This window comes from Serpentinimonas raichei (genome assembly GCF_000828895.1).
Lineage (GTDB): Bacteria > Pseudomonadota > Gammaproteobacteria > Burkholderiales > Burkholderiaceae_C > Serpentinimonas > Serpentinimonas raichei.
This window is the reverse complement of the sequence record NZ_AP014568.1, coordinates 1,994,672-2,021,212: the sequence shown is the minus strand read 5'-3', so window position 1 is coordinate 2,021,212 and position 26,541 is coordinate 1,994,672. Positions and strand designations below refer to the sequence as shown.

At 68.8% G+C, this 26,541-nt stretch carries 18 protein-coding genes and 1 pseudogene; 4 read left to right on the top strand and 15 right to left on the bottom strand.

Annotated elements, in window-relative coordinates; genetic code table 11:
- Positions 1-3: 3 nt before the first annotated feature.
- The 9 genes and pseudogenes from SRAA_RS09430 to SRAA_RS09390 all read right to left on the bottom strand — a co-directional run bounded on the left by SRAA_RS09430 (position 4) and on the right by SRAA_RS09390 (position 11,617).
- Entirely contained in the window at positions 4-1,887 is a 1,884-nt protein-coding gene (locus tag SRAA_RS09430) for a M61 family metallopeptidase (RefSeq protein ID WP_045532344.1), read from the bottom strand.
- Positions 1,888-1,912: 25 nt separating this feature from the next.
- On the bottom strand, positions 1,913-2,677 hold the full coding sequence (locus SRAA_RS09425) for a DsbC family protein (protein WP_082040009.1): 765 nt from the start codon (positions 2,675-2,677) through the stop codon (positions 1,913-1,915).
- A 13-nt stretch (positions 2,678-2,690) separates the two neighbouring features.
- A complete protein-coding gene (locus tag SRAA_RS09420; protein ID WP_045532343.1) occupies positions 2,691-3,827 on the bottom strand; it encodes an FAD-dependent monooxygenase in 1,137 nt (378 codons plus the stop codon).
- 76 nt (positions 3,828-3,903) lie between these two features.
- A complete protein-coding gene (locus SRAA_RS09415; protein ID WP_045533645.1) occupies positions 3,904-5,442 on the bottom strand; it encodes an AMP nucleosidase in 1,539 nt (512 codons plus the stop codon).
- Between the two features lie 49 nt (positions 5,443-5,491).
- Entirely contained in the window at positions 5,492-6,892 is a 1,401-nt protein-coding gene (gorA, locus tag SRAA_RS09410) for a glutathione-disulfide reductase (protein ID WP_045532342.1), read from the bottom strand.
- Between the two features lie 70 nt (positions 6,893-6,962).
- Positions 6,963-8,156 carry an ATP-binding protein gene (locus SRAA_RS09405; protein ID WP_045532341.1) on the bottom strand — a complete coding sequence of 398 codons (1,194 nt, stop codon included), beginning with the start codon at positions 8,154-8,156 and terminating at the stop codon, positions 6,963-6,965.
- A gap of 147 nt (positions 8,157-8,303) precedes the next feature.
- Positions 8,304-8,480: pseudogene (locus tag SRAA_RS09400) on the bottom strand (glutathione-disulfide reductase); the annotation flags it as partial.
- Positions 8,477-9,307 carry a trehalose-phosphatase gene (gene otsB, locus SRAA_RS09395; protein WP_082040008.1) on the bottom strand — a complete coding sequence of 277 codons (831 nt, stop codon included), beginning with the start codon at positions 9,305-9,307 and terminating at the stop codon, positions 8,477-8,479. The pseudogene SRAA_RS09400 and the gene otsB, both read right to left, overlap by 4 nt.
- Positions 9,308-9,337: 30 nt before the next feature.
- On the bottom strand, positions 9,338-11,617 hold the full coding sequence (locus tag SRAA_RS09390) for an alpha,alpha-trehalose-phosphate synthase (UDP-forming) (RefSeq protein WP_082040103.1): 2,280 nt from the start codon (positions 11,615-11,617) through the stop codon (positions 9,338-9,340).
- 313 nt (positions 11,618-11,930) lie between these two features.
- Between SRAA_RS09390 and SRAA_RS09385 the strand changes: the two genes are divergently transcribed.
- Positions 11,931-13,748, top strand: a complete 1,818-nt coding sequence (locus SRAA_RS09385; protein ID WP_082040007.1) for a glycoside hydrolase family 15 protein — start codon at positions 11,931-11,933, stop codon at positions 13,746-13,748.
- 158 nt (positions 13,749-13,906) lie between these two features.
- Here the strand turns inward: SRAA_RS09385 and uvrA are convergent, their stop codons facing one another.
- Together uvrA and SRAA_RS09375 are read right to left on the bottom strand one after the other, a co-directional pair.
- On the bottom strand, positions 13,907-16,894 hold the full coding sequence (gene uvrA, locus SRAA_RS09380) for an excinuclease ABC subunit UvrA (RefSeq protein ID WP_420834915.1): 2,988 nt from the start codon (positions 16,892-16,894) through the stop codon (positions 13,907-13,909).
- A gap of 83 nt (positions 16,895-16,977) precedes the next feature.
- Complete coding sequence (locus SRAA_RS09375; protein WP_045532339.1) at positions 16,978-18,450, bottom strand: NADP-dependent isocitrate dehydrogenase; 1,473 nt, start codon at positions 18,448-18,450, stop codon at positions 16,978-16,980.
- Between the two features lie 145 nt (positions 18,451-18,595).
- Between SRAA_RS09375 and SRAA_RS09370 the strand changes: the two genes are divergently transcribed.
- Together SRAA_RS09370 and SRAA_RS09365 are read left to right on the top strand one after the other, a co-directional pair.
- The gene (locus SRAA_RS09370; RefSeq protein ID WP_045532338.1) at positions 18,596-19,567 is read left to right on the top strand and encodes a LysR family transcriptional regulator; all 972 of its coding nucleotides are present in this window, start codon (positions 18,596-18,598) and stop codon (positions 19,565-19,567) included.
- Positions 19,564-20,031, top strand: coding sequence for an acyl-CoA thioesterase (locus SRAA_RS09365; RefSeq protein WP_082040006.1), 468 nt, complete (start codon positions 19,564-19,566; stop codon positions 20,029-20,031). Before SRAA_RS09370 ends, SRAA_RS09365 begins: the two co-directional genes overlap by 4 nt.
- 247 nt (positions 20,032-20,278) lie before the next feature.
- On the opposite strand, the gene SRAA_RS09360 is transcribed toward SRAA_RS09365, so the two are convergent.
- Positions 20,279-21,805: an AmpG family muropeptide MFS transporter gene (locus SRAA_RS09360; protein ID WP_197538505.1), complete on the bottom strand. Its 1,527-nt coding sequence runs from the start codon at positions 21,803-21,805 to the stop codon at positions 20,279-20,281.
- Positions 21,806-21,957: 152 nt separating this feature from the next.
- Between SRAA_RS09360 and SRAA_RS09355 the strand changes: the two genes are divergently transcribed.
- Entirely contained in the window at positions 21,958-22,836 is an 879-nt protein-coding gene (locus SRAA_RS09355; protein ID WP_045532335.1) for a M48 family metallopeptidase, read from the top strand.
- A gap of 10 nt (positions 22,837-22,846) precedes the next feature.
- Here the strand turns inward: SRAA_RS09355 and SRAA_RS09350 are convergent, their stop codons facing one another.
- The 3 genes from SRAA_RS09350 to SRAA_RS09340 are packed head-to-tail and all read right to left on the bottom strand — an operon-like array spanning position 22,847 to position 26,441.
- A complete protein-coding gene (locus SRAA_RS09350; RefSeq protein WP_045532333.1) occupies positions 22,847-23,488 on the bottom strand; it encodes an MBL fold metallo-hydrolase in 642 nt (213 codons plus the stop codon).
- Between the two features lie 26 nt (positions 23,489-23,514).
- Positions 23,515-24,855 (bottom strand): BaiN/RdsA family NAD(P)/FAD-dependent oxidoreductase, encoded by a 1,341-nt coding sequence (locus SRAA_RS09345; protein ID WP_045533637.1) that lies wholly within the window; start codon positions 24,853-24,855, stop codon positions 23,515-23,517.
- A 38-nt stretch (positions 24,856-24,893) separates the two neighbouring features.
- Positions 24,894-26,441, bottom strand: a complete 1,548-nt coding sequence (locus tag SRAA_RS09340) for a bifunctional aminoglycoside phosphotransferase/ATP-binding protein (protein WP_052467545.1) — start codon at positions 26,439-26,441, stop codon at positions 24,894-24,896.
- Between the last annotated feature and the right edge of the window lie 100 nt (positions 26,442-26,541).

Sequence of the window (26,541 nt, the reverse complement as noted above, 5' to 3'; positions counted from 1 at the left end):
CGCTCATTCAGGCCACCAGGGGCGGGGCTGAGCGTTGTCTGGCTGGGCTTCGGCTGGGGTGGTGGGGGCGGCCGGTTTGGGCGCGGCCATCCGCTGCAAGCGCACGGTTTGCGCGCCGGGGTGGGCCGGGTCGGGCCAGCGCAGCGGCAGGCGCAGCAGCCGGCCGTCGCGCGCCACTAGGGCCACGATCTGGCTTTGCCCGTGGGCAAGCTGGGCCACATCGTCGAGCTTGCGCACGCGCCAAGCGCTGCTTGGGGCCTCGATCTCTGCGCCCAGCCATTCGTCGCCAGCGGCCAGCCCAGCTTGCTCGGCCAGCGAGCCGCGCAGCACGTTTTTGATCTGCAAGCCCTCGGCTTCGCTCACGCGCAGCCCCAGGCGCTGGGCCAGCGGCACGGGCTCGGTGAGCCAATCTATGCCTTGGGCGCGCAGCAGCTCGGGCAAGCCGGGCACGGGGCCGGAGGCGGTGAGCAGATCGGCGCAGCCATGCACCCAGGCTTGAATTTCGGCGGCGTAGCTGCGCCCGGCGCATTGCTCCAGCACCGCCAGCAGGTCGGCCTCTTGCATGGGGCCGCCTTGGCAGCGCTGGTAGAGAGCGCGCAGCACCTCGTCGAGCGTGGCGCGGCCTTCGGCGCGCAACTGCAAATCGAGCGCCAGCGCGACCAGCGCGCCTTTGGCGTAGTAGCTCACGGTGGCGTTGGGGCTGTTTTCGGTGACGCGGTAGTACTTGGTCCAGGCCTCGAAGCTGGCTTGGGCCAGGCTGTGCACCAAGCGGCCTGGGCTTTGCAGCACCTGGTTGAGGGTCTTGCTCAGCAGTTGCAGGTGGCAGGCCTCGTCGATCAGGCCGGCGCGGCGCAGCAGCAGGTCGTCGTAGTAGCTGGTGAAGCCTTCGAACAGCCACAGCAGCTCGGTGTGGTTTTCGCCGTCGTAGTCGTAGCGGGTGAATTCTTGCGGGCGCAGGCGCTTGACGTGCCAGGTGTGGAAGTACTCGTGGCTGATCAGGCCGAGCAGGGCGGTGTAGCCCTCGCTGGCTTGGGTGGTTGGGGCGCTGCGCTGCGGCAGGTCGCTGCGGCGGCAGATCAGGGCGGTGCTGTGGCGGTGTTCCAGCCCGCCGTAGCCATCAAAGCGGGCGTTGAGCAAGAACAGGTAGTGCCCGAAAGGCGGCGCTTCCTGTGCGCCGTGCCAGAACGCGATGGCGGCCTCACAGATGGCCTCGGTGTCGCGCTGCAGGCGCGCGCCGTCAAAGCCCGGCCCGGCGCCGCTGACCACCAGCCGGTGCGGCACGCCGCGCACGCTGAAGGCCGCGCTCCAAAACTGGCCCAGCTCAAAGGGGCTGTCGGCCAGTTCGTCGTAGTCTGCGGCCTGCCAGCGGCCTAGGCAGTGGAAGGCAGGGGTAGCGGGGGTTTCCACCGGGGCGGCCGCAGGGCTGGCAGCATCGGCTTCGGGCAAGGTGGTGGCCGCTTGCCAGCCCAGGGTGGCCGCGCCGCCATGGACCTCGATGCGGTGCGCCAGCGCTTCTTGGCCGTGCACGCGCAGGCACAGGCTGGTGGGGTTGAAGAAGGCGCGCTCGGCGTCCAGCCAGGCGCTGCGCACCGAGGCATCAAAGGCATAGACTTGGTAGCGCAGCCGCAGCACTTGGGCTCCAGCCGGGGTGGCGGCTTCCCACGTGTTTTTGTTGAGCTGGCGCAGCGGCACGGCGTGGCCGTCGCAATCGGCGCTCAAGCCCTGCAGGTGCTGAGAAAATTCGCGCACCAGATAGCTGCCCGGAATCCATACCGGCAGGCTCAGGCGCTGCTGCCGCGCCGGCTGCGCCACGCACAAGGTGAGCTGGTAGAGGTGGGCGTGCAGCTCGACGAGATCGACGCGGTAGTGCGGGCCGGGGGTGGGCATGGTCAGGATGGGGGGCCAAGTCCGCTCAACGCGCGGCCGCCGCTGCCGCAACCAGGCGCTGCTCGAGCAGCTCGAACCCGGCCGCGCCCGATAGGCGCGTGCCGTCGGCAAAAAAGGTGGTGGGGGTGCCAGTGATCTGATGCCGCTGGCCAAAGGTGAGGTTGCGTTGCAAGGCGGCGGTGTCGCAGTTGGCTGCGGCGGGCTCGACGTTGCGCAGCATCCAGTTTTCCCACACCTGGGCGCGGTTGCGCGCGCACCAGATGCGCTCCGATTTGTCGAGCGAATCGCGCCCCAGTATGGGGTACAAAAAGATGTGGATGGTGACGTGGTTGAGGCGGCTCAGGTCGCGCTCCAGCCGTTTGCAAAAGCCGCAGTTGGGGTCTTGGAACACGGCCAGCCGGCGCTGCCCGTTGCCGCGCACGATAGTGAACGAATCGCGCAGCGGCAACTGATCGAAGGCAATGGCGTTGAGCTGCTCGACGCGCTGCTCGGTCAGGTTGTTGCGGCTGCGGGTGTCGATCAGTTGGCCTTGGAGGATGAAGCTGCCCTCGGCGTCGGTGTAGAAAATCTGGTTTTGATTGACACGCACCTCGAACAGACCGCGCATCGGGGTCGGGCGCACCTCGTCGATGCGCGGCAGGTTGGGCAGGCGCTCGGCCAGGTTGGCGCGGATGGTGGCTTCGTTGGCGCTGGCGGCGGCGCTGGCCCCCAGCAGCAGGCACAGCACGCAGGCGAGCCAAGAGAGGTGACGCAGCAAAAGACCCGTGGCTGGCCCGGTGTAGGTGTGCATGGTGCTTGGTGGTTTAGAGGGAGCCTGGCGCGGGGCGGACGGGGCCGCTGCCTTGGGCCTGGCGGATGGCGCAGAGCTTGAGCGGGTTGAGTTGGTCAAACGCACGCAGACCCCAGCGCCGCAGCGCCTGGATGCGCGTGTCGCCGTGGCCAAACAGGCCGTAGAGGCCGTCGGTGAGGGCGGCCATGCGGTCGAAATCGGCGCGCCGGGCGCGCTCGTAGCGGCGCAGCAGGCGCCAGTCGCCGGGGCTGCGCCAGTACTCGCGCTCGCGCAGCACCCGGCCGAGTTCGGCCACATCGCCCAAGCCCATGTTCAGGCCTTGGCCGGCCAAGGGGTGCATGGCGTGGGCGGCGTCGCCGGCCAGTGCCACGCCGGGCCGCACCCAGTGGCGCGCGCGCGACAGTTGCAGGGGCCAGCCCGCGGGCTGGCCTTCGGTGCTCATGGCCCCCAGCGCGTGGCCGCAAGCTTGGCCCACGGCGTCGGCGAAGGCTGGCGCCGACAGGGCCAGCAACTCGGCGGCACGTGCGTGCTGCACCGACCAGACCAAGGCCACCAAGTCGCCCCCTGGGCCATCCATGGGCAGCAGCGCCAACACGTCGCCGTTTTGGAACCATTGACGCGCCACCCCCTCATGGGGGCGCGCACAGCGCAGCCGCGCTGCAACGGCCGTGTGCGCGTAGGCTTGCACCTCGTACTCGATGCCGTATTGGGCCCGGGTGCTGCTGTGCTTGCCTTCGCAAACCACGGTCAGGGCGGCTTGGACGGGGTGATCGACGGGTTCGATCGTGCCCTGATACGCCAAGGCCTGCAGCAGCCGCTGCTCCAGCGTGGGCACATCGACGATCCACGCCAGCGGCTGCGACGGATCGGGCAGGGTCAGGCTCAGAGTGGCCGGGTGTCCATCGCCGGGCTCGCAGACCCACATCTGGCGCACCGGCGTCGCGGCCGGCGCCTCGGGCCAGACGCGCAAATCGCTCAGCAAAGCGTGCGAAGCCTGGTTGAGGGCATAGGCGCGGATGTCGGGGCCAGCCGCCGGGGGCGCTGGCTGGCGCAGCAGCGCCACCCGCAAGCGCTCGCGCGCCAGCAGCAGCGCCAGCGTGTGCGCCACCACACCGCTGCCCAAAATGGCGACGTCGTACCGTGGGTTCATGCGCGCATTGTAGGCCGGGGCGGCGGCTGGGGCATCACGCTGTGGGCATCAAGGTTTGGGCCTCAAGGTGTAGGCATCATTGAAACGCCACCTCGGCAAAGCTGCGCAGCTTGCGGCTGTGCAGCTGATCGACGCCACCGACGCGCAGGCGTTCGATGGCGCGCAGGCCGATGCGCAGGTGCTGATCAACGCGCTCGCGGTAAAAGGCGTTGGCCATGCCGGGCAGCTTGATTTCGCCGTGCAGCGGCTTGTCGCTCACGCACAGCAGGGTGCCGTAGGGCACACGCAGCCTAAAGCCGTTGGCGGCGATGGTGGCGCTCTCCATGTCGAGCGCCACGGCGCGGCTCTGGCTGAAGCGGCGCTGTGGCGTCTGGCCGGGCAGCAGCTCCCAGTTGCGGTTGTCGGTGCTGGCCACGGTGCCGGTGCGCAAAATGCGCTTGAGTTCGGCACCGCTCAGGCCGGTCACGTCGGCCACTGCGCCTTCGAGCGCGAGCTGGATTTCGGCCAACGCGGGGATGGGCACCCACAGCGGCAGTTCTTCGTCCAGCACGTGGTCTTCGCGCACGTAGGCGTGGGCCAGCACGTAATCCCCCAGCTGTTGGCTGTTGCGCAGTCCGGCGCAGTGGCCCAGCATCAGCCAGGCGTGCGGGCGCAGCACGGCGATGTGGTCGGTGATGGTCTTGGCGTTGCTGGGCCCGACGCCGATGTTGAGCAGCGTGATGCCGCTGCCGTCGGCGCGCAGCAGGTGGTAGGCCGGCATCTGCGGCAGGCGCGGCAAAGCGCGGCCCGGTTGGCCTTGTGCAAGTTCGTGCAGCAGCTGTTGTTCGGCGGCGCTCAAACCCGCGCGCGGCGTGAGCACGTTGCCGGGCTCGACCAGGCCTAGGTATTCGCTCGCAGGGTTGGCCAGCGCCTCTTGCCCGAGGCGGATGAACTCATCGACGTAGAAAGGGTAGTTGGTAAACAGCACGAAGCCCTGAAACCAGGCCGGGGCGGTACCGCTGTAGTGGCGCAGCCGCTGCAACGAGTAATCGACCCGCGCCGCACCAAACAGCGCCAGCGGCTGCGCTTCGTGGGCGGCGCTCTGGTGCGTGCCGTTGGCGATGCCGTCGTCCATCTGGCTCAGGTCGGGCAGGTCGAAGCAGTCGCGCAGGGCGGCGCGCTGGGCCGGGCTCAGCTCGCCCTCCAAGTGCTCGTGCTCGGCCAACGCAAAGTGCAGCGGGATCGGTTGGTTGCTCACCCCCACCTCGAGCGCGCCGCCGTGGTTGTGCAGCAGCAACTCGAACTGCTCCAGGTAGTAGCTGGCAAACAGATCGGGGCGGGTCAGGGTGGTTTCGTAGCGGCCGGGGCCGGCGACGAAGCCATAGCTCAGGCGGCTGGGCGCGCCCGCGCCGGGCCCGCCGTGGGCGCGCTGGCAGTGCAGGCGCACGAAGGGGTAGCAGGCGCGCACGCGCTGGGGTGCGCTGGTGCCGCCGGCGCGCACATACTGGTGCAGCGCCTGGCGCAAATGCGCCACCGCGCGCTGGTACAGCGCCTGCACCTGAGCCAGCGCGGCCGCGGCGTCGGTGTAGCTTTGGGGCGGGGTGAAGGGAGGGCTGTGGGGCGGGCTGTGCGGCATGGTGGGGGCATTGTGGCGCAGGTGGGTGGCAAGTGCGCTGGATTGCACATCAGCCCCCACCCACCGGCGTGCGCAAGGTCACGAACTCCTCGGCCACGGTCGGGTGGATGCCCAGCGTGGCGTCGAACTGCGCTTTGGTGGCGCCGGCTTGCAGCGCCACGGCAAAGCCTTGCACGATCTCGCCGGCTTCGGCGCCCACCATGTGCAGGCCGAGCACGCGGTCATCGGCGTCGTTGACGATCAGCTTGATGAGCGTGCGCTCGCTGCTGGCGCTCAGGGTGTGGCGCAGGGCGCGAAACTCGCTGCGGTACACACGCACGCGCGGGTAGCGCTGGCGCGCCTGCTCCTCGCTCAGGCCCACTGTGGCAAGGCTCGGGTGGGTGAAAACGGCGGTGGGCACCAGATCGAGGTCGAGCGCTGGGCGGGCGTGGCCGCTGCCGTAGAGCCGATCGACCAACCGCATGGCCTGCGCCAGCGCCACCGGGGTGAGTTGCATGGGCCCGGTGACGTCGCCCAGCGCATAGACGCTGGGCACGCTGCTTTGGAACTGCGCATCGACCACGATCTCGCCTTGCGCCCCCAGCGCCACGCCGAGCTCCTCGAGGCCCAGCCCCTGCACGTTGGGCCGGCGCCCGGTGGCGTAGAGGGCGGCATCGACCACCAGGTGGTTGCCGTCTTCCAGCGCCACGTGCAGGCCGTCGGCGTGGCGCTCCAGCCCCAGCACGCCGGCTTGCAAGCGCAGATCGAGCCCTTGCTTGAGCAGTTCGGCGGCCAGAAAGTGGCGCAGCTCGTCGTCGAAGCCGCGCAAAATCTGCTCGCCGCGGTAGAGCTGCGTCACCTGCGCGCCCAAGCCATGAAAGATGGAGGCGAACTCGCAGGCGATGTAGCCGCCGCCGACCACCAGCAGCCGCTGCGGAAAGGGCTCGATCTCGAACAGATCGCTGGAGTGCAGGGCGTGTTCGCGGCCTTTGAAGTGCGGCAGATGCGGCGCGGCTCCGGTGGCCACGAGGATGCGCGCGGCGCTGAAGCGGCGCTGGCCCGGCGAGCCGTCGGCGTTGAGCGTGGCCAGGCTCACCGTGTGGGGGTCGAGCAGGCGCGCCCAGCCTTCGAGCAGCGCCACGCCGCTGGCGCGCAGCAGATCGGCATAGACGCCATTGAGCCGCGCCAACTCGCGCGCGCGGTTGGCCTTGAGGGTGGCCCAGTTGAGCCGCGCCGGCGCTGCCTCCCAGCCGTAGCCCTGCGACTCGCGCTGCGCGGTCGCGTAGTGCGCGGCGTAGCCGTAGAGTTTTTTGGGGATGCAGCCGGCGTTGACGCAGGTGCCGCCCAGCCCGGCCTGGCCGTGCGCCTCGGCCAGCGCCACGCGCACACCGCGCTGCGCCGCCATGCGCGCGGCGCGCACACCGCCGCTGCCGCCGCCAATCACAAAAAGGTCGAAGTCGTAGGGGTTCATGGCGGCTGTGGTGGTGGGGTTGCTAGGGGGAAATTATGCCGCGCTGTGGGCGCTGGCAAAGTGCGCCGATTCAGCGCCAGCTTGCCGTGAGCAGGGCTTCGAATGCGCTGTCGGCATGCAGCGTGCTCAAGCTTTGCAGCGGCAGGGCGCTGATGCCATCGGCCAAAGGGGCAATGGGCCCGTCGCCGTGGCAAACCACATACAGATGGGTTAAACCTAAAACTTGCAGTGCGGAGCGCATGGACGGGGTGACTTTGGGCGCACGGGTGAGCTTGACTTCAAAGCCCAGGCGCTGACCTTGTCTTTCGATCAGCAGGTCGAGCTCGGCACCCGAGTGCAGCCCCCAGAAGTGCGCTTCGTCGCGCCCCGCGCCGATCTTGTGCATGATTTCGCGCACGGCCAGCCCCTCCCACGAGGCGCCGCATTTGGGGTGGGCCAGCAAGTCGTGCTCGGCCGCGATGCCCAGCAAGCTGTGCAGCAAGCCGGTGTCGCTCAGGTACACCTTGGGCGCCTTGACTTCGCGCTTGCCTTGATTGCCGTGCCAAGGCCGCAGGCGCCAAGTCATGAAGGTGCCCTCTAGAATGTCGAGGTAACGCGCTACCGTCTTGTCGCTCACCCCCAAGGACCGAGCGAGTTCGCTGCCGTTCCAAGTTTGCGCGTGGTAGTGGGCCAGCATGGTCCAGAAGCGACGCAGCGTCAGTGCCGGCAGGTTGATACCGAGTTGCGGCAGGTCGCGCTCCAGATAGGTGCGTATGAATGACTCGCGCCATGTGCGGCTCGCCGCGTCGGTTGGGGCCAGCAGCGACCGCGGGAAACCGCCACGCAACCAGCGCGCATCGAGCATGGGGCTGGGCAATTCATCCAGCATCAGGCCCTCGAGCTCGTGGAACACCACCCGCCCGGCCAGACTTTCCGAGGTGTTGCGCAGCAGTTCGGGCGCCGCGCTGCCTAGCAGCAAAAACCTAGCCGGTGCGTCGGCCCGGTCAGCCAGCACGCGCAGCAAGGCAAACAGGTCGGGCCGCAGCTGGATTTCGTCCAGCACCACCAAACCCGTGAGGCGCCTGAGCACAAATGAGGCATCGCTCAAGCGGGCTTGGTCCTCGGGGTCTTGTAGGTCGAAATGGTGCGCAGGCCCAGCCCACTCTGTGAGCAGCGCACGCGCCAGCGTGGTTTTCCCTACCTGACGGGCGCCCAGCATGGCCACGACCGGGAATAGGCTCAAGGCGGTGCGCAGGGCCTGCAGATGACGGCTGCGGTGAATCATCTGCGCATCTTAGCTTAAAAATTCGGATTGCGAGTCCGAGATTTCGTGGTGAATGGCTGGCGGCCCGCTTCAGCCGGCTGCTGGTTGCGCTTCGGGTGTTGCCGCGCTGCCCGTGGCCTGCGGCCCGAGCAGGCAGCGCTGCACCTGCGACTCGCGCTGCGCGGCCGCGTAGTGCGCGGTGTAGCCGTAGAGTTTTTTGGGGATGCAGCCGGCGTTGACGCAGGTGCCGTCCAGCCCAGCCTGGCCGTGCGCCTCGGCCAGCGCTACGCGCACGCCACCGCTGCCGCCGCCGATGACGAAGAGGTCGAAGTCGTAGGGGTTCATGGCGCGTCTGCTTGGGGTTGCTGGGGTGAAATTATGCCCCTACGATTGTTTGGGATGCGACAGCTGGCAGCCGCTGCGGTGATTGCCAGCACACGCTGTAGCAGCATCGCCATCTCGTGCGGGCCGTCGAGTCCGAAGCGCGCGAGGCTGGCCGGGTCGTCGCGCCCGATGCGCAGCGTCAACCAGTGCGCCGGCGCTGCGGCGAACACCGGTTCGTCGTTGACATCGTCGCCTGCGAAAAAGGCCGCCGCCGCGCCGGTGGTCGTCACTAGGGCGTGCACCGCCTGGGCCTTGTCGGGCGCGTCGGCAGACACCACGTTGGCCACCATCTTGCCGGCGAAGCACCGCAGGCCGGCCGGCAGCGGGGTCAGCAGTTCCTCGATGCGCTGCAGGGCGCGCGCGCGGTCGCGCGCGAGGCGGTAGTGCAGTGCGATCGACAGCCCCTTGTCCTCGACCTGCACACCGGCCGAGCGCAGCGCTGCGGCGTGTGCCGACAGTTGCGCACGAAGACCGTCCAGCGCGGTGAACAGCGCCGCGCCGGAGGCCGCCGCCGGCTCGACCTCGGCGCCATGGTTGCCGACGACGAAGTGCGGCACGAAGCCCAGCCGCGGCCGCACGTCGGCCACCGCCCGCCCGGTGACGATGGCCACCGGCAGCCGGCTGGCCAGCGCCGCGAGCCGGCTGGCCACCGCCACCGAGATGCGGGCGTCGGCGGGCCGCGCCACGATAGGGGTGAGCGTGCCGTCGAAGTCGAAGGCCATCAGCGGCCGCAACCGGAGCACGGCCGCCAGCGCGGCCTCGCCTTCGGGGGTGAACAGATGCAGCATGGCGGCTTGCTTCGAAAGAGGCGGGGCCGGTCAACCCGTCTGGGAGCGCTTGACGCGCGCTTCGATGCGCGAACGCAGCCGCCAGCGCCCGGCATCGGCCAACATGCGCCCGGCCCAGCGGTAGACGTTGAACTCGCGCACCGTGCCACGCAGGCTGGCCATGCGTTCGCGCTGCTCGGCCGGCGGCATCGAGGCCGCGCGGTGCAGTGCGTCGGCGGTCTCCTCGACGTGGTACGGGTTGACGATCAACGCCTCCGACAGCTCACGCGCGGCACCGGCAAAGCGGCTCAGGATCAGCACGCCGCGCAGGTCGTCGCGCGCCGCAACGAACTCCTTGCAGACCAGGTTCATGCCGTCGTGCAGGCTGGTGACCATGCAGATGTCGGCAGCGCGGTACAGTTCGGTCACGGCGTCGTGCTCGTGGTGCGTCGCGAGCAGGTGCACCGGCTGGTAGCCCGGGCGGCCGAAGCGCTGGTTGATGCGCTCGGCGACACGCTCGATGCGCTCCTGGAAGCTGCGGTACTCCTCGAGCGCGCTGCGCGTCGGCGCGGCGACCTGCACGAAGACGAAGCGGCCGACCCACTCGGGACGCTTCTCGAGCAGCCGCTCGACCGCATTCAGGCGTTCGAGGATGCCCTTGGTGTAGTCGAAACGATCGACACCGACAGCCAGGCAGATGTCGGTAGGCAGGCCCAGGCGCCCGACCACCCGCTGGCGGCACTCGGCCGCGCTGGCCCAGCCCGCAGCCTGCTCCGGGCTTGGCCACTCGATCGAGATCGGGTAGCTCTCGATCAGCGTCTCCTTCTCGCGAAAGGCGATGGTCGAGTGTTCGTGCTCGATTCGCGCTTCGAGGTAGCGGTCCACGGTCTCGATGAAGTTCTTGCAATGGAAGCGGGTGTGGAAGCCGAGGATCGTGCTGCCGAGCAAGCCTTGCAGGATCTCGCGCCGCCACGGGCAGATGCCGAAGGACTCCGGGTTCGGCCACGGGATGTGCCAGAAGGTGAGGATGGTGGCCTGCGGCAGCCGCTCGCGCACCATCGCCGGCAACAGCGCAAAGTGATAGTCCTGCACCAGCACGACCGGGTCTTCGCTGCGCGCTTCGGCCACCACCGCGTCGGCAAAGCGTTGGTTGACACGCTTGTAGGCTTCCCAGTCGGATTCGCGGAACACCGGGCGCACATGGGCCACGTGGCACAGCGGCCAGAGGCCTTCGTTGGCCAAGCCGTAGTAGTAGCCCTGCTCTTCCTCGGCGCTGAGCCAGACGCGGCGCAGCCGGTATTCGTCCTGCCCGGGCGGTACCAGCACGCGGTCGCCGGCGTCGACCACGTCACGGTCGGCGCTGCCGCTGCCGTGGGCGATCCAGGTGCCTGAGCAGGCGCGCATCACCGGCTCGACCGCGGTGACCAGCCCGCTGGCCGGCCGCTTAACAACAATGCCCGAGTCGGCGTGTTCGTGGATGTACGGCTCGCGGTTGGAGACGACGATCACCTGGTCGCCGCTCAGGTGGGTCTGCAGCAGCGCGCGCAGGCGCTCGGCGGTCCACTCGGCCTCGGGGCCTTGCGAACGGCGGAACTCGTCCTCCATGTCGCGAAGCCGCGCGCGCAGGTCGGCGGCCAACGGCGCCAGTTCCGGCGCCGATGCGGCACCCGACAGCAGCGGGCTCAGCAGGCCCTCGCCCCGCATCAGCGCGCGTGTGCCGTTGACCCATCCGCGCCAACTGAGCTGTGCCACCACCACGGTGATCAATGCAATCACCAAGCCGAGGGCGGCAATCAGCCCGATCAGGTACCGCCGCGTGTCCGCGCTGCGGCGTTCGATGAAGCTCATGTCTTGCAGCAGCACAAGGCGGCCCAACAGCAATGGTGACGAGGTTGGCGATTCGATCGCCGCAGCCGCCTCGCCAAGTCTGGCCAGCGCCGTGTCGGGGATCAGGCCTGATGCAGGACTCACCTGCTCCAGCGGCGGTGAGGGAGGCGGCGGCGGTTGGCCGATCACGTCGTGCACACCCAAATGCACCGCGCCGCCGGGGAGCGCCAGCCACGGTTCGGGCTGGGCGGCCAGCACCTGCGCCTGCGCGCAACCCAGCGTCGCTGGGAAGCCGGCGGTGCTCTGCAGCAGCAGACCATCGGCATTGCACAGGCCGACCGCCAGCAGCCGCTCATCCTTCACGGCGCGGTCAAACAGCGGCTGCAGCCGCGCCGGCCGGCCGGCGATCAAGGCCTCGCCGACCGAGTCGGACAAGGCGCTGGCGACCAGCGTGCCGCGGCTGTTGAGGTCGCGGCTGAACCATCGCAGCGTGACCTGGTCCATAAACGGCACGGCCAAGTACGAAGCCGTGACCAGCACCGCAATCAGCGGCACCAGAAAGCGCAACTGCAGGCGGAAGGTCTTCACGCTCGGATGCGCGGGTCGGGTTGCGGCGTCAGCCGCTGTCTAGGTGGGTTCATGTCGAAAGGCGAAGGCGCTGTTGATGCCGCCATCGGATGGCAAACGGGCCTGCCGCATACGGTGAGGGCGGGAAGGCTTGGCGGTGCTCGCAGGTCGGTCTTCATGTACATTCGATCAAGTTTACATCCTGACCGACCCAAAACCCCTTTCGCCTTTTTCGATGCGGAGTTTAACGATGCCTGCGAATCAAGCCGCGCCCCGCCCGGCGGCCAGTCTGGACCTGGCGCTGATCGGCAACTGCACCGTCAGCGCACTGATCGAGCGCCGCGGCAGCATCGTCTGGTGCTGCATGCCGCGCTTCGACAGCACGCCGGTCTTCGACGCGCTGCTGCACAGCCGCGACGGGCTGCCGCTGGACGGCGCGCTGACCGTCGAACTCGAAGGGCTGGCACGCACCGAACAAAGTTACGACCCCGGCACCGCGATCGTGCGCACCCGGCTGTGGGACGACCGCGGCCAGGGCATCGAGCTCACGGACTTCGCGCCACGCTTCATCCACCGCGACCGTGTGTTCCGGCCGGCACAACTCGTGCGCCGGGTCCACCTGCTGGCCGGCCACCCGCGTGTGCGCATCACGGTGCGCCCGCACGGTGACTGGGGCACCACGTCGCCGACCCTGACGCGCGGCAGCCACCACCTGCGTTTCGTGATGCCCGACTTGACGCTGCGGCTGAACACGAGCGTGCCGCTGACCTACCTGCTCGAAGGCACCTGGTTCTCGCCGACCCGGTCGATGAGCCTGCTGCTCGGGCCCGACGAAACGCTGGTCGGCAGCATCGACAACACCGCGCGCGAGTTCGAGGAGCAAACCGCGCTCTACTGGCGCCACTGGTCACGCCGGCTGGCGGTGCCGCTGGAGTGGCAGGACGCGGTGATTCGCGCCGCCATCACGCTCAAGCTGTGCCAGTTCGAGGATACCGGCGCCATCGTCGCGGCGATGACCACCAGCATCCCTGAAGCCGCGAATAGTGGCCGCAACTGGGACTACCGCTACTGCTGGCTGCGCGACGCCTTCTTCGTCGTCCGCGCGCTGAACAGCTTGGCCGAGGTCGGCACGATGGAGGCCTACCTCAGTTGGCTCTACAACGTGGTGCGCGGCGCCGAGAACGGTCACGTGCAGCCGCTGTACGGCATCGGTCTGGAGAAGTCGCTGCCCGAGTCGGTGGTGGCGCGCGCAGCGGGATACCGCGGCATGGGGCCGGTGCGGGTGGGCAACCAAGCACAGGAGCACTTCCAGCACGACGTCTACGGCAGCGTGGTGCTCGGCGCCGCGCAGGCCTTCCACGATCACCGCCTGTTCCGCCGCGGTGACGCGGCCGACTTCACCGCGTTGGAAGTGATGGGCGAGCAGGCCTGGGCTCTGCACGACCGGCCCGACGCCGGCATCTGGGAGCTGCGCACGCGGGCCCGCGTGCACACCTCGTCGGCACTGATGTGCTGGGCAGCCTGCGACCGGTTGGCCCGCATCGCTGTCGTGCTCGGCTTGCCGGAACGCGCGGCCTTGTGGCAGCAGCGCGCCGCAGTGATCCGCACAGCCATCGTTGAGCGCGCGTGGAACGAAGAGCGCCAGGCTTACGTCGAGAGCCTGGGCGGGCGCGACCTCGACGCCAGCGTGCTGCTGATGGGCGAAGTGGGCTTCCTGCCGCGCCACGACGCACGCTTTGCCAGCACCGTGGCGGCGCTGGAAGCGTCCCTGTGCGACGGGCCGTTCATGCGCCGCTACGAGGCGGAGGACGACTTCGGCCGCCCCGAGGTCGCATTCAACGTCTGTTCGTTCTGGCGTGTCGACGCCCTGGCGCGCATCGGCCGCCACGAAGAGGCACGGGCCGCTTTCGAGGCCCTGCTGGGGCGCCGCAACCACGTCGGCCTGCTCGGCGAGGACCTCGATCCGGTCACCGGCGAGTTGTGGGGCAACTTCCCGCAAACGTACTCGATGGTCGGCATCATCAACGGCGCGGTGCGTCTGTCGGCGCCGTGGGACAGCGCGGTATGAGCCTCGCCCGACCGTAAGAAGGGGCGCGCACCGCAGCGCGCCATCCGCCGGTTGCACATGCGTGAGCTGACCCGGCTGGCGAAATCCAAGCGCACGGCGCCTGTCAAGATAGTTGTCGCCTGAGTCATGCAGTTTGGAGCAGATGTGACGGGTCCACGTCAAAGTGAGGCGCAGGCCTGCGGCCCAAGCAGGCCACGCTGCAAAAAGCGCCCGGTGTGGCTGCCGGGGCAGGCCGCCACTTGCTCGGGGGTGCCGCAGACCAGGATCTGGCCACCGCCGGCGCCGCCTTCGGGGCCGAGGTCGATGAGCCAGTCGGCGGTTTTGATCACGTCCAGGTTGTGCTCGATCACCACGATGGTGTTGCCGGCGTCGCGCAGCTGGTGCAGCACCTTGAGCAGCAGCTCGATGTCGGCGAAGTGCAGGCCGGTGGTGGGTTCGTCCAGCACGTAGAGGGTGCGGCCGGTGTCGCGCTTCGAGAGCTCGAGCGCCAGCTTGACGCGCTGCGCCTCGCCGCCCGAGAGCGTGGTCGCGCTCTGGCCCAGGCGCAGGTAGCCCAGCCCGACGTCGAGCAGGGTTTGCAGTTTGCGCTGCAGCGCCGGCACGGCTTGGAAGAAGGCGCTGGCCTGCTCGACCGTGAGCTCCAGAATCTGCGCGATGTGCTTGCCCTTGTACTGCACAGCAAGCGTTTCGCGGTTGTAGCGCTGGCCCTGGCAGACCTCGCACGCCACATAGACATCGGGCAGGAAGTGCATCTCGACCTTGACCACGCCGTCGCCCTGGCAGGCTTCGCAGCGGCCGCCGCCGGCTGACTGCGCCACGTTGAACGAAAAGCGCCCCGGGCCGTAGCCGCGCTCGCGCGCCGCCGGCACCTCGGCCAGCAGCTCGCGGATGCCGGTAAAAAGGCCGGTGTAGGTGGCCGGGTTGCTGCGCGGGGTGCGCCCGATCGGGCTTTGATCGACGTTGATGACCTTGTCGAAATGCTCCAGCCCCTCTAGGCCTTGGTGCGGCGCCGCTTCGTCGTGGCTGCGGTAGAGGTGGCGCGCCACGGCGCGGTACAGGGTGTCGTTGACGAGGGTCGATTTGCCCGAGCCGCTGACGCCCGTGACGCAGGTGAACAGCCCGACGGGGAAGGCGGTGCTGACCGCGCGCAGGTTGTGACCGCTGGCTTGCAGCAGGCGCAGCGCCGCGCCGCTGACCGGGTCGAAGGCTTTGCGCTGCTTGGGCACCTCGATGCGCCGCGCGCCCGAGAGGTAGGCGCCGGTGAGCGAGCCCGGCGTGGCCATGAGCTGGGCGCAGCTGCCCTGGGCCATGACGCGCCCGCCGTGCACGCCGGCGCCGGGGCCGAGGTCGATGACGTGGTCGGCGGCGCGGATCATGTCTTCGTCGTGCTCGACCACCAGCACGCTGTTGCCGAGCTCGCGCAGGCGCATCAGGGTGCCGATCAGGCGCTCGTTGTCGCGCTGGTGCAAGCCGATGCTGGGCTCGTCGAGCACGTACAGCACGCCCGAGAGCCCAGAGCCGATCTGGCTGGCCAAGCGGATGCGCTGCGCCTCGCCGCCGCTCAGGGTCTCGGCGCTGCGCTCGAGGCTCAGGTAGCCCAGCCCGACGTCGTTGAGAAACTGCAGCCGGGCCGCGATTTCGCGCCGCACTCGGGCCCCGATCTCGGCTTTGGCCCCGTGCAACTGCAAGGATTCGAACCAATGCAGCGCCTGCGCCAGCGTGATCTGGCCGATCTGGTAGATGGCGCGTGCCTGCTCGCCCTGGCCCACGTACACATGGCGCGCCTGCGGCCGCAGGCGGCTGCCGTGGCACTGCGGGCAGACTTGGGTGCTGCGCTGGCGCGCCAGCTCTTCGCGCACGGTGGGGTTGCTGCTTTCCCGCCAGCGCCGCTCTAGGTTCGGCAACAGGCCCTCGAAGGGGTGGTGTTTGCGCACCGTCTGGCCGGCGTCGAAGGCGTAGTCGAAGGCAATTTCTTGCGTGCCCGAGCCGTGCAGCAGCACCTGGTGCACCGCTTCGGGCAGGTTTTCCCACGGCGTGTCGAGCTCGAAGGCGTAGTGTGCGGCCAGGTTTTGCAACACGCCAAAGGCCTGGGCGTTGCGCCGGTCCCAGCCTTTGATGGCCCCAGCGGCCAGGCTCAGGCTGGGGAAGGCCACCACGCGCGCGGGGTCGAAGCGCTCCACGTGGCCCAGGCCCTCGCAGCCGGGGCAGGCACCCAGCGGCGAGTTGAAGGAGAACAAACGCGGCTCCAGTTCGTCGAGCGCATAGGCGCACTGCGGGCAGGCAAAGCGCGCACTCAGCAGGTGCTCGCGCCCGCTGTCGAGCTCCAGCACCAGCGCCTTGCCTTCGCCCAGGCGCAGCGCGGTCTCGAAGCTCTCGGCCAGCCGCTGGCGCTGTTCGGCGGCTGCGTCGGCGGGTGCGCCGGGGCGCACCTTGAGGCGGTCGATCACCACGTCGAGGTCGTGCTTGCCGGTGCGCTTGAGCGCGGGCAGGCGCTCGGCCTCCAGCACCTGGCCGTCGAGCCGGAAGCGCACGAAGCCTTGCGCTTGCAGCTCGGCCAGGGTGTCGGCGAACTCGCCCTTGCGGGCGCGCGCAATCGGGGCCAGCAACAGCACCTTGGTGTCGGGCGGCAGCGCCAGCACCTGGTCCACCATCTGGCTCACGGTCTGCGCTTGCAGCGCCTGGCCGTGCTCGGGGCAGTGCGGGGTGCCGACGCGGGCGTAGAGCAGGCGCAGGTAGTCGTGGATTTCGGTCACGGTGCCCACGGTCGAGCGCGGGTTGTGGCTGGTGGCTTTTTGTTCGATGGCGATGGCCGGCGCCAGGCCCTCGATCAGATCGACGTCGGGCTTGTCGAGGCGCTGCAAAAACTGGCGCGCGTAGGCGCTCAGGCTCTCGACGTAGCGGCGCTGGCCCTCGGCGTACAGGGTGTCGAAGGCGAGGCTGGACTTGCCCGAACCCGACAGGCCGGTGATCACCACCAGCGCGTTTTTCGGGATGTCGAGGTCGATGTTTTTCAGGTTGTGGGTGCGCGCGCCGCGCACGCGCAGCATCGCGGCAGGCTGGCGCAGCGCCTGCGCCAGCGGGGTGCCGCTGTCAATGGCGGCAGCGGGTTCGGCCGCAGTGGCAGCGGTGAGGTGGTCTGGGTTCAAGGGGCGCAGCGTCTCGATCGGGGGGGCTAACCCCCGATCATAGAAGCTATGGCCCGTGGCCGCACACCCAGGCCGCCAAGGCTTTACTGCCCTTGCCCGAGCGCGTAGCCGCGTTCGCCGTCGAAGGTGCAGAGGTTTTCGGTCTTGATGAAGTCGATGCCGCGCTGCGCCAGCGCTTGCATCAGCTCGATCAGGTCGAAGTGCGTCACGCTCGCGCCGTTGGCGGCCACGAAGCGGCAGCGCCAGTGGTCGGTGCAGAAGGTCTCGGGGAAGCCGCCCGGCCAGACCTTGACGCCGCGGTTGGTGATCATCTGCAAATGAAAGGCGGGTGTCACCAGCGCGCTCAGCTGGCCGGCCAAAAAGTCGGCGCTTTGGCGCGCGTTCACGAACACATCCACCCCCACCAGCGCTTTCACCGAAACCGGGTCCGGTAGCGGGGCGTGCGCGCTGGCGTTGGTGGCCGCCGAGGCATCAAGGGCGGTTTGCTCGGGCTCGATGTAGTGCACCGGTTTGAGCTGGCTCGGCTCTTGGCCGAGGCGGTCGATCACGGCGTCGGCAAAGTCCATGCTGCCAAAGGGGCGGCCTACGCTGAGCGAGCCGCGCAGGTCGGCGGTGATGATGCCGTCTTCGATCGTGCGCAGCCAGGCGTTGTGGACTTTTTCAGCCACGTCGGACTGGCCAATGTGGATCAGCATCATCACGGCGGCCAGCAGCAGGCCAGAGGGGTTGGCGATGCCCTTGCCGGCGATGTCGGGCGCGCTGCCGTGGATGGCCTCGAACATGGCGATGCGATCACCGATGTTGGCGCTCGGGGCCAGCCCGACCGAGCCGGTGATCTCGGCGGCGATGTCGCTGATGATGTCGCCATAGAGGTTGAGCGTGACGATGACGTCAAAGCGCTCGGGCCGGGTGGCCAGCCGTGCCGCACCGATGTCGATGATCATGTGCTCGACTTCGATCTGCGGGTACTCTTTGGAGATCTCGTCGAAGACCTTGTGGAACAGGCCGTCGGTCATCTTCATGATGTTGTCTTTGGTCATGCAGGTGACCTTGCGCCGCGCATTCTTGACCGCGTACTCGAAGGCGTAGCGAATGATTTTTTCGCAGCCGGGGCGGGTGACGAGCTTGAGGCACTGATAGACCTGATCGGTCTGGCGGTGTTCGATGCCGGCGTAGAGGTCTTCCTCGTTTTCGCGCACGATCACCAAATCCATGGCGGGGTGCAGCGTTTTCACGAAGGGGTGGTAGGTGACGCAGGGGCGCACGTTGGCGTACAGGCCCAGCGTTTTGCGGATGGTCACGTTCAGGCTCTTGAAGCCGCCGCCTTGCGGGGTGGTGATGGGGCCTTTGAGCAACACGCGGGTGCGGCGCAGGCTGTCCCAGCTCTCGGGCGCGATGCCCGAGCTGTGGCCGGCCAGGTACTGGGCCTCGCCCACGCTGATGGTCTCGGGCGCGATGAGTGCGCCGGCCGCGCGCAGCACGCGCAGCGTGGCTTCGGTGATCTCGGGGCCGATGCCATCGCCTGGGGCGACGGTGATGGGGACCAGGTTGCTCATGGGGGGATGCTCCTCTAGTGGGTGGATGAACCGTTGCAAGCTTTGACGCGGCAGCATTCGTGGGCTGCGGGCCATTTCGCAGTATGGCGCGAATTTTCATCGCAATCAAATTATCATTCGGCATGCAACCCATAGATCTAGACCGATGAATAAATTGCGCCCACCCCGAATCAGCTTTGCCCAAATGCGCACCTGGGAGGCGGTGGCGCGGCTGGGTTCGATCACCGCCGCCGCGCGCGAGCTGCATCTGGCGCAGCCCACCGTGTCGTCGCAGGTGCACGAGATGCAGGCCGCGCTGGGGCAGGCGCTGCTGGCGCCGGCCGGACGCGGCATCCGCATCACCGACAGCGGGACGCTGCTGCGCGAGGCGGTGCTGGATGTGTTCACGCGCTGGCAGGCGCTGGAAGAGGAGCTGCTGGCGCTGCAGGGGCTCAAGCGCGGCACGCTGCGCATCGCCGGGGTGACCACCACCGAGTACTTCATCGCCCAGTGGATCAGCGCCTTTGCGCGCACGCACCCGGGCATCGACATCGAGCTGGCGGTGCACAACCGCGACGCCGTGGTGGAGCTGCTGCGCAGCGAGCGCGTCGATCTGGCGCTGATGATGCGCCCGCCCAGCTTCCCGCCGCTGCACACGCTGCCGGTGCTGGACAACCCGCTGGTGCTGATCGGCCCGGCCGGGCACCCGTGGGCGCAACGGCGCCGCCTGCCGCTGAGCGCGCTCAAGGGCCAGACGCTGCTGTGGCGCGAGAGCGGCTCTGGCACGCGCCAGGTGGTGCTGGAGCACTTGCGCGCCAACGGCCTCGATCCCGACGAACGCCTGACCTTGGGCAGCAACGAGGCGATCAAGCACGCGGTGGCCGCCGGGCTGGGGCTGGCGGTGCTGTCGCGCCACGCGCTCGACGCCGACCCAGCGCAGGAAGGGCTGGCGCTGCTGCCCATGACGGGCTTTCCGATCCTGCGCCTGTGGCAACTGGTGTGGCGGCGCGACCGCCGCCTGCCGCTGGCCGCCAGCGCTTGGATCGAGCATTTGCGTTCCGCGCTGCCGACGGCGTTCCAAGCAGGCAGTGGGTTGAAGGCACCCACGATTGCGATGCCCGACAATTCGGCCCCATGAGCACCCACGCAACCCCCACAGCAGCCCCCACGGCCCCCGAAGTCGGTGCCGCGCCCGCCACCCGCTTGGGTCACATTCCCCAACCCGCTTGCGAGCACGAACTGGTGCTCAAGGTGATCCCGATGCCGGCTGACTGCAACCCCAACGGCGACATTTTTGGCGGCTGGGTCATGGCCCAAGTGGATTTGGCCGGTTCGGTACTGCCCGCGCGGCTGGCGCAGGGGCGCATCGCCACCGTGGCGGTAAACCAGTTTATCTTCAAACAGCCGGTGCGGGTGGGCGACATCCTGAGCTTTTACGCCACCTTGACGCGCATCGGCAACACCTCGATCACGGTGCAGGTGGAGGTGTACGCCGAGCGCTTCTCGGCCCAAGGCCGCTACGTGAAAGTGACCGAGGCATCGCTCACCTACGTGGCGATCGACGACCAAGGCCGGCCGCGCCAAGTGCCCAAGGCGGCTTAGCCCGGGGCGGGCCCGCAGCGGCAAGGCCAAAAAAAAGCCGCCCGAAGGCGGCGTGAAGTCCATCAGGACGTCGTTGGGAAAAGTGATCCAAAGTGGCTGGTCCGTTTGGCGGCCGCCACACCCTGTGGGCTTTCTGCTGCGCCCTTGATCTGACTGTGTTGACAGCGACTGGGCTTGATTGTGCAGGTGCAGCAAGGCTTTGCCTATCCCCTGTTTGGGGGAGGGCGGCCCAATCGGGTGCGGGGCGTCAAGGCGGGCGCTCGGCGATTTGCAGCCGCCTACCGGCCAACCAGACCAGCGCGATCACCGGCACCCCGAGCAGCGCGGTGAGCGTGAAAAAGCCGGGGTAGCCCAAGCCATCGACCATGGCGCCCGAGTAGCCGCCCAGCGTTTTGGGCAGCAGCGTCATGAGCGAGCTAAAGATCGCGTACTGCACCGCCGTGAACTGGATGTTGGTCAGGCTAGACAAAAAGGCCACGAAGGCGGCGCTGGCAAAGCCGGCCGCCAGGTTGTCGATCGACACCACCCAGTACAGCCAGGTGAGGTCGCGCCCCACCATGGCCAGGCCGATGAAAGCCAGGTTGGTGGCGGCCGACAGGATCGCGCCCCACATCAGCGCGCGCATGACGCCGATCCGGTACGCCAAGATGCCACCCAGAAAACCGCCAGCGATGGTGATCACCAGCCCGTAGGTCTTGACGGCGGTGGCGATTTCGGGCTTGGTAAAGCCCATGTCCTGGTAAAAAATGTTGGAGATCACGCCGAGCACGATGTCGGAGATGCGGTACAGCCCCACCAGCGCCAGCAGCAGCGCCGCGGTACGCCAGCCGTAGCGGTGCCAAAAATCGAGCACCGGCTCCACCCAAGTGATGCGCGCCTGCTCGGAACTGGCGAACCCGATGCGGATCAGGGCCCAGCCCAAAGCAAAGGCGGCCCCCAGCGCCAGCGCCATGCGGCTGGCCTCGAACAGCAGGCTCCACAGCGGCCCGTTGCCAGCCAGCAGCGGTGCGCCCAAGCGCCCCACGCCCCAGAACACCAGCACCAGCCCCAGCAGGCTGAACAAAAACACCCCCAGCAAGCGCAGATGCTGCCCGGCCGGGGCCAGTTGCGCCTGCTGCTTGGAGGAGTCGGGCTCGGGCGTGAGCAACGTGGTCAGCATGCCGATGCCCATCACGCAGGCCATGATCAGGTAAGCCGACTGCCAGGCCTCGAACTGGTAGTTGCCGCGCGAAGTGCCCCAGTGCGCCGCCAGAAACAGCACCCCGGCCCCGGCCACGATCATGCCCACGCGGTAGCCCGCGATGTAGGCCGCCGACAGCAGCCCCTGCTGCTCGGGGCGGGCGATTTCGATGCGGTAGGCGTCGATGACGATGTCTTGCGTGGCCGACATAAAGCCCAGCAGCACCGCAAACAGCGCCATCTGCGTCAGCGCCCAGCCGCCCGCGGCCGGGTCGGTGAGGGCCATGCCGACGATCGCCCCCGCCACCCCGATCTGCGCCAGCAGCATGTAGGCGCGGCGCCGCCCCAGGCGCCCGGTCAGCCACGGCAGCGGCAGCCGGTCCACCAGCGGCGCCCAGACGAACTTGAACGAGTAACCCAGCGCGGCCCAGCTAAAAAAGGTCACGGCGCGGCGCTCCACCCCGGCTTCCATCAGCCACAGCGAGAGCGAGGAAAAGATCAGCAGCAGCGGCAGCCCGGCCGAAAAACCCAGCATCAGCAGGCTCAGGATGCGCCAGTCCCACAGCGCCTGCAGGGTCTCGCGCCAAGTGTGCAAGGCCAGGGGGCGGGCTTCAGGGGCTTCCGAGGGGTCGCCCACAGGCACGCTTACAGGCACGCTTACAGGCACGCCCAAGGGCGCCGCACCAAGCGCCGGGTTTGTTACAGATGATGACACACGCATGGCCCGATTTTGCCTATGATTGCGCCATGTGCTGGCTTTGTGATGCAAAAACTCCTCTGACCGAGCCTGCGACGCACCGATGGTCGTCGCGGCGCGGATTTTTGTTGGCTGCTGGGGCCGCCACGGCCACGGCGGCGGTCGGCTTGCTGCCCGCTCAAGCCGAGGCGCAGGTGGCGGTGGGCGAAGGCTCGCGGCTGCGCCACTTGGTGTCGGCGCAGCAACTCGAAGCCGCCGCTGCCCAGCAGTACCAGCAAATGATGCAGCAGGCGCGCCAGCAGGGCGTGCTGGCGCCGGACTCGGACCGCCAACTGCGCCGCCTGCGCGCCATCGCGCAGCGCCAGATTCCCTTTGCCCAACCGTGGAACCCACGCTCGCGCCAGTGGCAGTGGGAGGTGAACCTGATCCGCAGCGAGCAGATCAACGCCTTTGTCATGCCCGGCGGCAAGATCGCTTTCTACACCGGCATTCTGGACGAACTGCGCCTGAGCAACGACGAAATCGGGATGATCATGGGCCACGAAATGGCGCACGCGGTGCGCGAGCACGCCCGGGCGCGCATGGCCAAGACGCAGGCCACCAGCATCGGGTTTGCGCTCGGGGCGCAGTTGCTGGGCTTGGGTGATTTGGGCAACGTGGCGGCCAACCTCGGCACCCAGTTGCTGAGCCTGCGCTTTAGCCGCGAGGACGAGACCGACGCCGATCTGGTCGGGCTCGAGATCGCCGCCCGTGCCGGCCATCACCCGCAGGCCAGCGTGACGCTGTGGGAGAAGATGATCGCGCGCAACCGCGGTGGTGGGCTCAACTTCCTCTCGACGCACCCGGCCGGGCCGGAGCGCATCCGCGAGTTGCAGGCCAACATCGGCCGCGTCATGGGCCTGTACGAGCAGGCGCGGCGGCGCGGCTGAACAGCAGCGCTCAGACCCGATCGCCCACGAAGGGGTTGCTGCGCCGCTCGCGCCCAAAGCTGCTCTCGGGCCCGTGGCCGGGGATGAACACGGTGTCGTCGCCCATGGGCCACAGGCGCTCGCGGATGCTGGCCACGAGCTGAGCGTGGTCGCCTTGGGGGAAATCGGTGCGCCCGATGCTGCCCGCAAACAACACATCGCCCACAAAAGCGCGCCGGATTTCGGGCGCGTAAAACACCACGTGGCCGGGGGTGTGGCCGGGGCAATGGCGCACCTGCAGGGTGCTGTGGCCGAGCGTGACCGTGTCGCCGTCGTGCAGCCAGCGCGTGGGGGTGAAGGGGCGCGCAGGCGGGAAACCGAACATCTGGCTTTGCTGCGCCAGCGCGTCGATCCAGAACTGGTCGCCCGGGTGCGGCCCGACGATCGGCAGCCCAAGCCGCTGCGCCATCTCACCGGCGGCACCGGCGTGGTCGATGTGGGCGTGCGTGAGCCAGATCTGCTGAAAAGCCAGCCCGAGCCGCTGCGCCTCGGCCAGAATGTCATCGAGGTCGCCACCGGGGTCGATCACCGCGGCGGCAAGGGTCTGGTCGCACCAGAGCAGGGAGCAGTTTTGCTGAAACGGCGTAACAGGGACGGTGTGGTAGTGCAGCATGGGTGCATTGTAGGCAGGGCGTGCTTTTAGTCTGAACCGAGGCGGGCTTGCGCCCGCAGCCAGTCCGCCAGCCCTTGGCCCGCCACGCGCCCGCTGGCCAAGCAGGCCGTGAGCAGGTAGCCGCCGGTGGGGGCCTCCCAGTCCAGCATCTCGCCGGCGCAGAACACGCCGGGCAGCCGGTGCAGCATCAGCGCCTCGCTCAAGCCTTCCAGCGCCACCCCACCGGCGCTGCTGATGGCCTCGGCCAGCGGGCGCGTGGCCACCAGGTCGAGCGGCAGGCCTTGGATGAGGGCCGCCCATTCGGGCGCGGACGGGGCCGCGTCGGTGCGCTGCGCCGGCGGCCGCACCTCGTGCAGCAGCGCCACTTGCGTGGGCCCAAGGCCTATGCGCTGGCGCAGCAGCGTGCCCAGCGACTGCCGCGCCCGCGCCCGCCCCAGCTCGGCTTGCAAACGGCTGCGGCTCCAGTCGGGCTTGAGGTCGAGTTCGATGTGTACCCGGCCTTGCGCCTCGATCGTGTCGCGCAAGCGCGCCGAAGCGGCGTAGATCAGGCTGCCTTCGAGGCCGGTTTCGGTGAGCACGCATTCGCCGCGGCGCTCGAAGGCCTGCCCGGTGGCGTCGGTGAAGCGCAGCAGCACCCCTTTGAGCGCGGCCCCGGCGCAACGCTGGCGCAGGTGCGCGCTCCAGCCCAGGCGCGTGCCCACGGCCACATCAAAACCGCAGTTGCTGGGGCGCAGTGGCTGCAGCGGCACCCCGTGCTGCGCCAGCCACGGCATCCAGGCGCCGTCGGAACCGAGCTTGGGCCAGCTTGCGCCTCCGAGCGCCAGCAGCAGCGCCTGCGCACGCACCTCGGTCTGGCCTTGCGGGCCGTGCAGGTGCAGCCGGTAGCCGGGTGTTTCGGGGGCTAGGGGCTGCAGGTGGCCGTCCCAGCGCTGGCGCATATGAAAGCGCACCGGCACCCCGCTGGCCGGATGGCGCAGCCGCTGCAACCAGGCGCGCAGCAAGGGAGCGGCCTTCATTTCCAGTGGAAAAACGCGCTGCGAGCTGCCGACGAAGGTCTGGATGCCCAGCCCGGCGGCCCAGTCGCGCACCGCTTGCGGGCCGAAGGCGTCCAGCCAGCGGCCGCAGTGGTCGGCGCGCGGGCCGTAGCGGGTCTTGAAGGCGGGCAGCGGCTCGGCGTGGGTGAGATTCAGCCCGCCGATACCGGCCAGCAGGAATTTGCGCCCCACCGAGGGCATGGCGTCGAACAGGTGCACCTCCACCCCGGCGGCGCTGAGCACCTCGGCGGCCATCAACCCGGCCGGCCCGGCACCGACGATCGCCACCGGGCAGTGCAGGATGGGGGTGCCGCTAAGGGCTTGGTCTGGCATGCAACTGGTGGAGGGGTCGTTGGGGTTGCTTGCGCGGTTCATCTGGATTCATCCTCGTGCAGCGCGGCGCGCACTTGCGCCTGCAGGGCCGCCAAGTCGCCATCGTTGTGCAGCAGCCGGTGCCCGGCTTGTTCGCTGGCGTCGATGGGCTCAAAAAACCCCTCTTGCAGCGCGCGCACGGCGGCATCGGCGTCGGAGGGGTCGCGGTTGTCGGCTTGGCGCGCTTCGAGGCGGCGTTGCGCTTGGGCGCTGCCCGCACGGCACTCCCACACATAAAACGGTACCCGCTGCTGCGCGGCCAGCGCGCGCAGCGCCTGGCGCTCGTGGCGGCGCAGGCTGGCAGCGTCGATCAGCACCGAGCAGCCGGCTTGCAAGCCCTGCTGCGCTGCCTGCTGCAAGCGGGCGTAGGTTTGCTGCGTCAGCGCCGGGCTGTACCACTGCGCTTGCTGCATCGCATCCGGGCGCGCCGTGGCGGCCACGCCCAGCAAGCGCTTGCGCTCGAGGTCGGAGCGCAGGCACAGGGCAGGGCGCCCCTGCTGCGCCAGCGCATCGCGCAGCAACTGCGCCACGGTCGATTTGCCGCTGCCGCTCAGGCCCATGAGCAGCCACAGACCCGGCGGCGCGGGCGCGGCCAGCAGCGCTTGGGCGCAGGCGCAGTAGCTCTCATGCAAGGCCAATGCCTGTGCGCAAGCCGCGCCTTCGCTGCCGCTGCCGCTGCTCAGCCACGCCACGCGGGCGCGCACCAAGGCCCGGTAGGTAGCCCAAGCGCGCAGGCCGCGCAAGCCCTCGAAATCGCCCGTGATGTCCAGATAGCCGTTCAGAAAACGCCAAGCCAGCACCGGCTGCCGGTATTGGAGCAAGTCCATGAAGGCAAAGGTGGCGTCGCTCAGCACATCGATGGCGCGCAGATCGGGCTCGAATTCGATCGCGTCGAAAGCGCGCACCCCGCCTTCCCATTCGATCAGGTTGCCCAAGTGCAAATCGCCGTGGCATTCGCGCACCTGCCCCGCAGCCGCACGCGCTTGCATCCAAGGCCGCAGCGCCTGCAACTGCGCCAGCAGTGCAGCGCCCAGCGCCTCGACTTCGGCCCGTTGCGGCGGGGCCGGCCCAGGTTGCCGTTGCAGCGCCTGCACGCACTCTTGGGCCCAGTGCAGGGTATCGCGCTGCGGCAGCGCCTCGGGCGGCAGCGGCGGCAGCGACTGGTGAAAACCCGCCACGTGCGCGGCCAAGGCGTCGATCATTTGCGGGCGCAGGCGGCCGTTGCGGGCCTGTTCGGCCAGCAGCGCGTCGGCATCGAAGCGGCGCATGCAAAGCACCCAGTCCAGTGCCGTGTCGGCGCGGCTGGCCTGGAGCGCGGCCTCGGGGTCGGCGCAAAAGGTTGTCCAATCTGCACTCAGCGGGCGCAAGCCCAAGTACAACTCGGGCGCGGTGCGCCGGTTCAGGCGCAACTCTTCCTCGCCAAACCAGCGCCGCCGCTCGGGGCTGGAAAAGTCCAGAAAAGGCAGTCGCAGCGGCTTTTTGACCTTGTAGGCACGCTCGCCGTGCAGCAGGACGCGCGAAATGTGGGTCTCGATGCAGACGGTCATGGTGGGCAGTGTAGGGCACGAAGCCACAAGACCCGGTGTCGGCCCGGCGTCCCTCTTGGGGGCCTGCCAAGCAGCCAGCCACCCCAAGGCACTGCGTTGG

Excerpts from the sequence above, each read along its gene's own strand:
- SRAA_RS09370 (WP_045532338.1), top strand. The coding sequence starts at position 18,596 with ATGAATAAATTGCGCCCACCCCGAATCAGCTTTGCCCAAATGCGCACC.
- SRAA_RS09425 (WP_082040009.1), bottom strand. The coding sequence starts at position 2,677 with ATGCACACCTACACCGGGCCAGCCACGGGTCTTTTGCTGCGTCACCTC.
- SRAA_RS09355 (WP_045532335.1), top strand. The coding sequence starts at position 21,958 with ATGTGCTGGCTTTGTGATGCAAAAACTCCTCTGACCGAGCCTGCGACG.
- SRAA_RS09430 (WP_045532344.1), bottom strand. The coding sequence starts at position 1,887 with ATGCCCACCCCCGGCCCGCACTACCGCGTCGATCTCGTCGAGCTGCAC.
- SRAA_RS09375 (WP_045532339.1), bottom strand. The coding sequence starts at position 18,450 with ATGAGCAACCTGGTCCCCATCACCGTCGCCCCAGGCGATGGCATCGGC.
- SRAA_RS09420 (WP_045532343.1), bottom strand. The coding sequence starts at position 3,827 with ATGAACCCACGGTACGACGTCGCCATTTTGGGCAGCGGTGTGGTGGCG.
- SRAA_RS09350 (WP_045532333.1), bottom strand. The coding sequence starts at position 23,488 with ATGCTGCACTACCACACCGTCCCTGTTACGCCGTTTCAGCAAAACTGC.
- SRAA_RS09345 (WP_045533637.1), bottom strand. The coding sequence starts at position 24,855 with ATGCCAGACCAAGCCCTTAGCGGCACCCCCATCCTGCACTGCCCGGTG.
- SRAA_RS09415 (WP_045533645.1), bottom strand. The coding sequence starts at position 5,442 with ATGCCGCACAGCCCGCCCCACAGCCCTCCCTTCACCCCGCCCCAAAGC.
- SRAA_RS09385 (WP_082040007.1), top strand. The coding sequence starts at position 11,931 with ATGCCTGCGAATCAAGCCGCGCCCCGCCCGGCGGCCAGTCTGGACCTG.
- SRAA_RS09405 (WP_045532341.1), bottom strand. The coding sequence starts at position 8,156 with ATGATTCACCGCAGCCGTCATCTGCAGGCCCTGCGCACCGCCTTGAGC.
- SRAA_RS09365 (WP_082040006.1), top strand. The coding sequence starts at position 19,564 with ATGAGCACCCACGCAACCCCCACAGCAGCCCCCACGGCCCCCGAAGTC.
- SRAA_RS09390 (WP_082040103.1), bottom strand. The coding sequence starts at position 11,617 with ATGGACCAGGTCACGCTGCGATGGTTCAGCCGCGACCTCAACAGCCGC.
- gorA (WP_045532342.1), bottom strand. The coding sequence starts at position 6,892 with ATGAACCCCTACGACTTCGACCTTTTTGTGATTGGCGGCGGCAGCGGC.
- otsB (WP_082040008.1), bottom strand. The coding sequence starts at position 9,307 with ATGCTGCATCTGTTCACCCCCGAAGGCGAGGCCGCGCTGGCGGCCGTG.
- SRAA_RS09340 (WP_052467545.1), bottom strand. The coding sequence starts at position 26,441 with ATGACCGTCTGCATCGAGACCCACATTTCGCGCGTCCTGCTGCACGGC.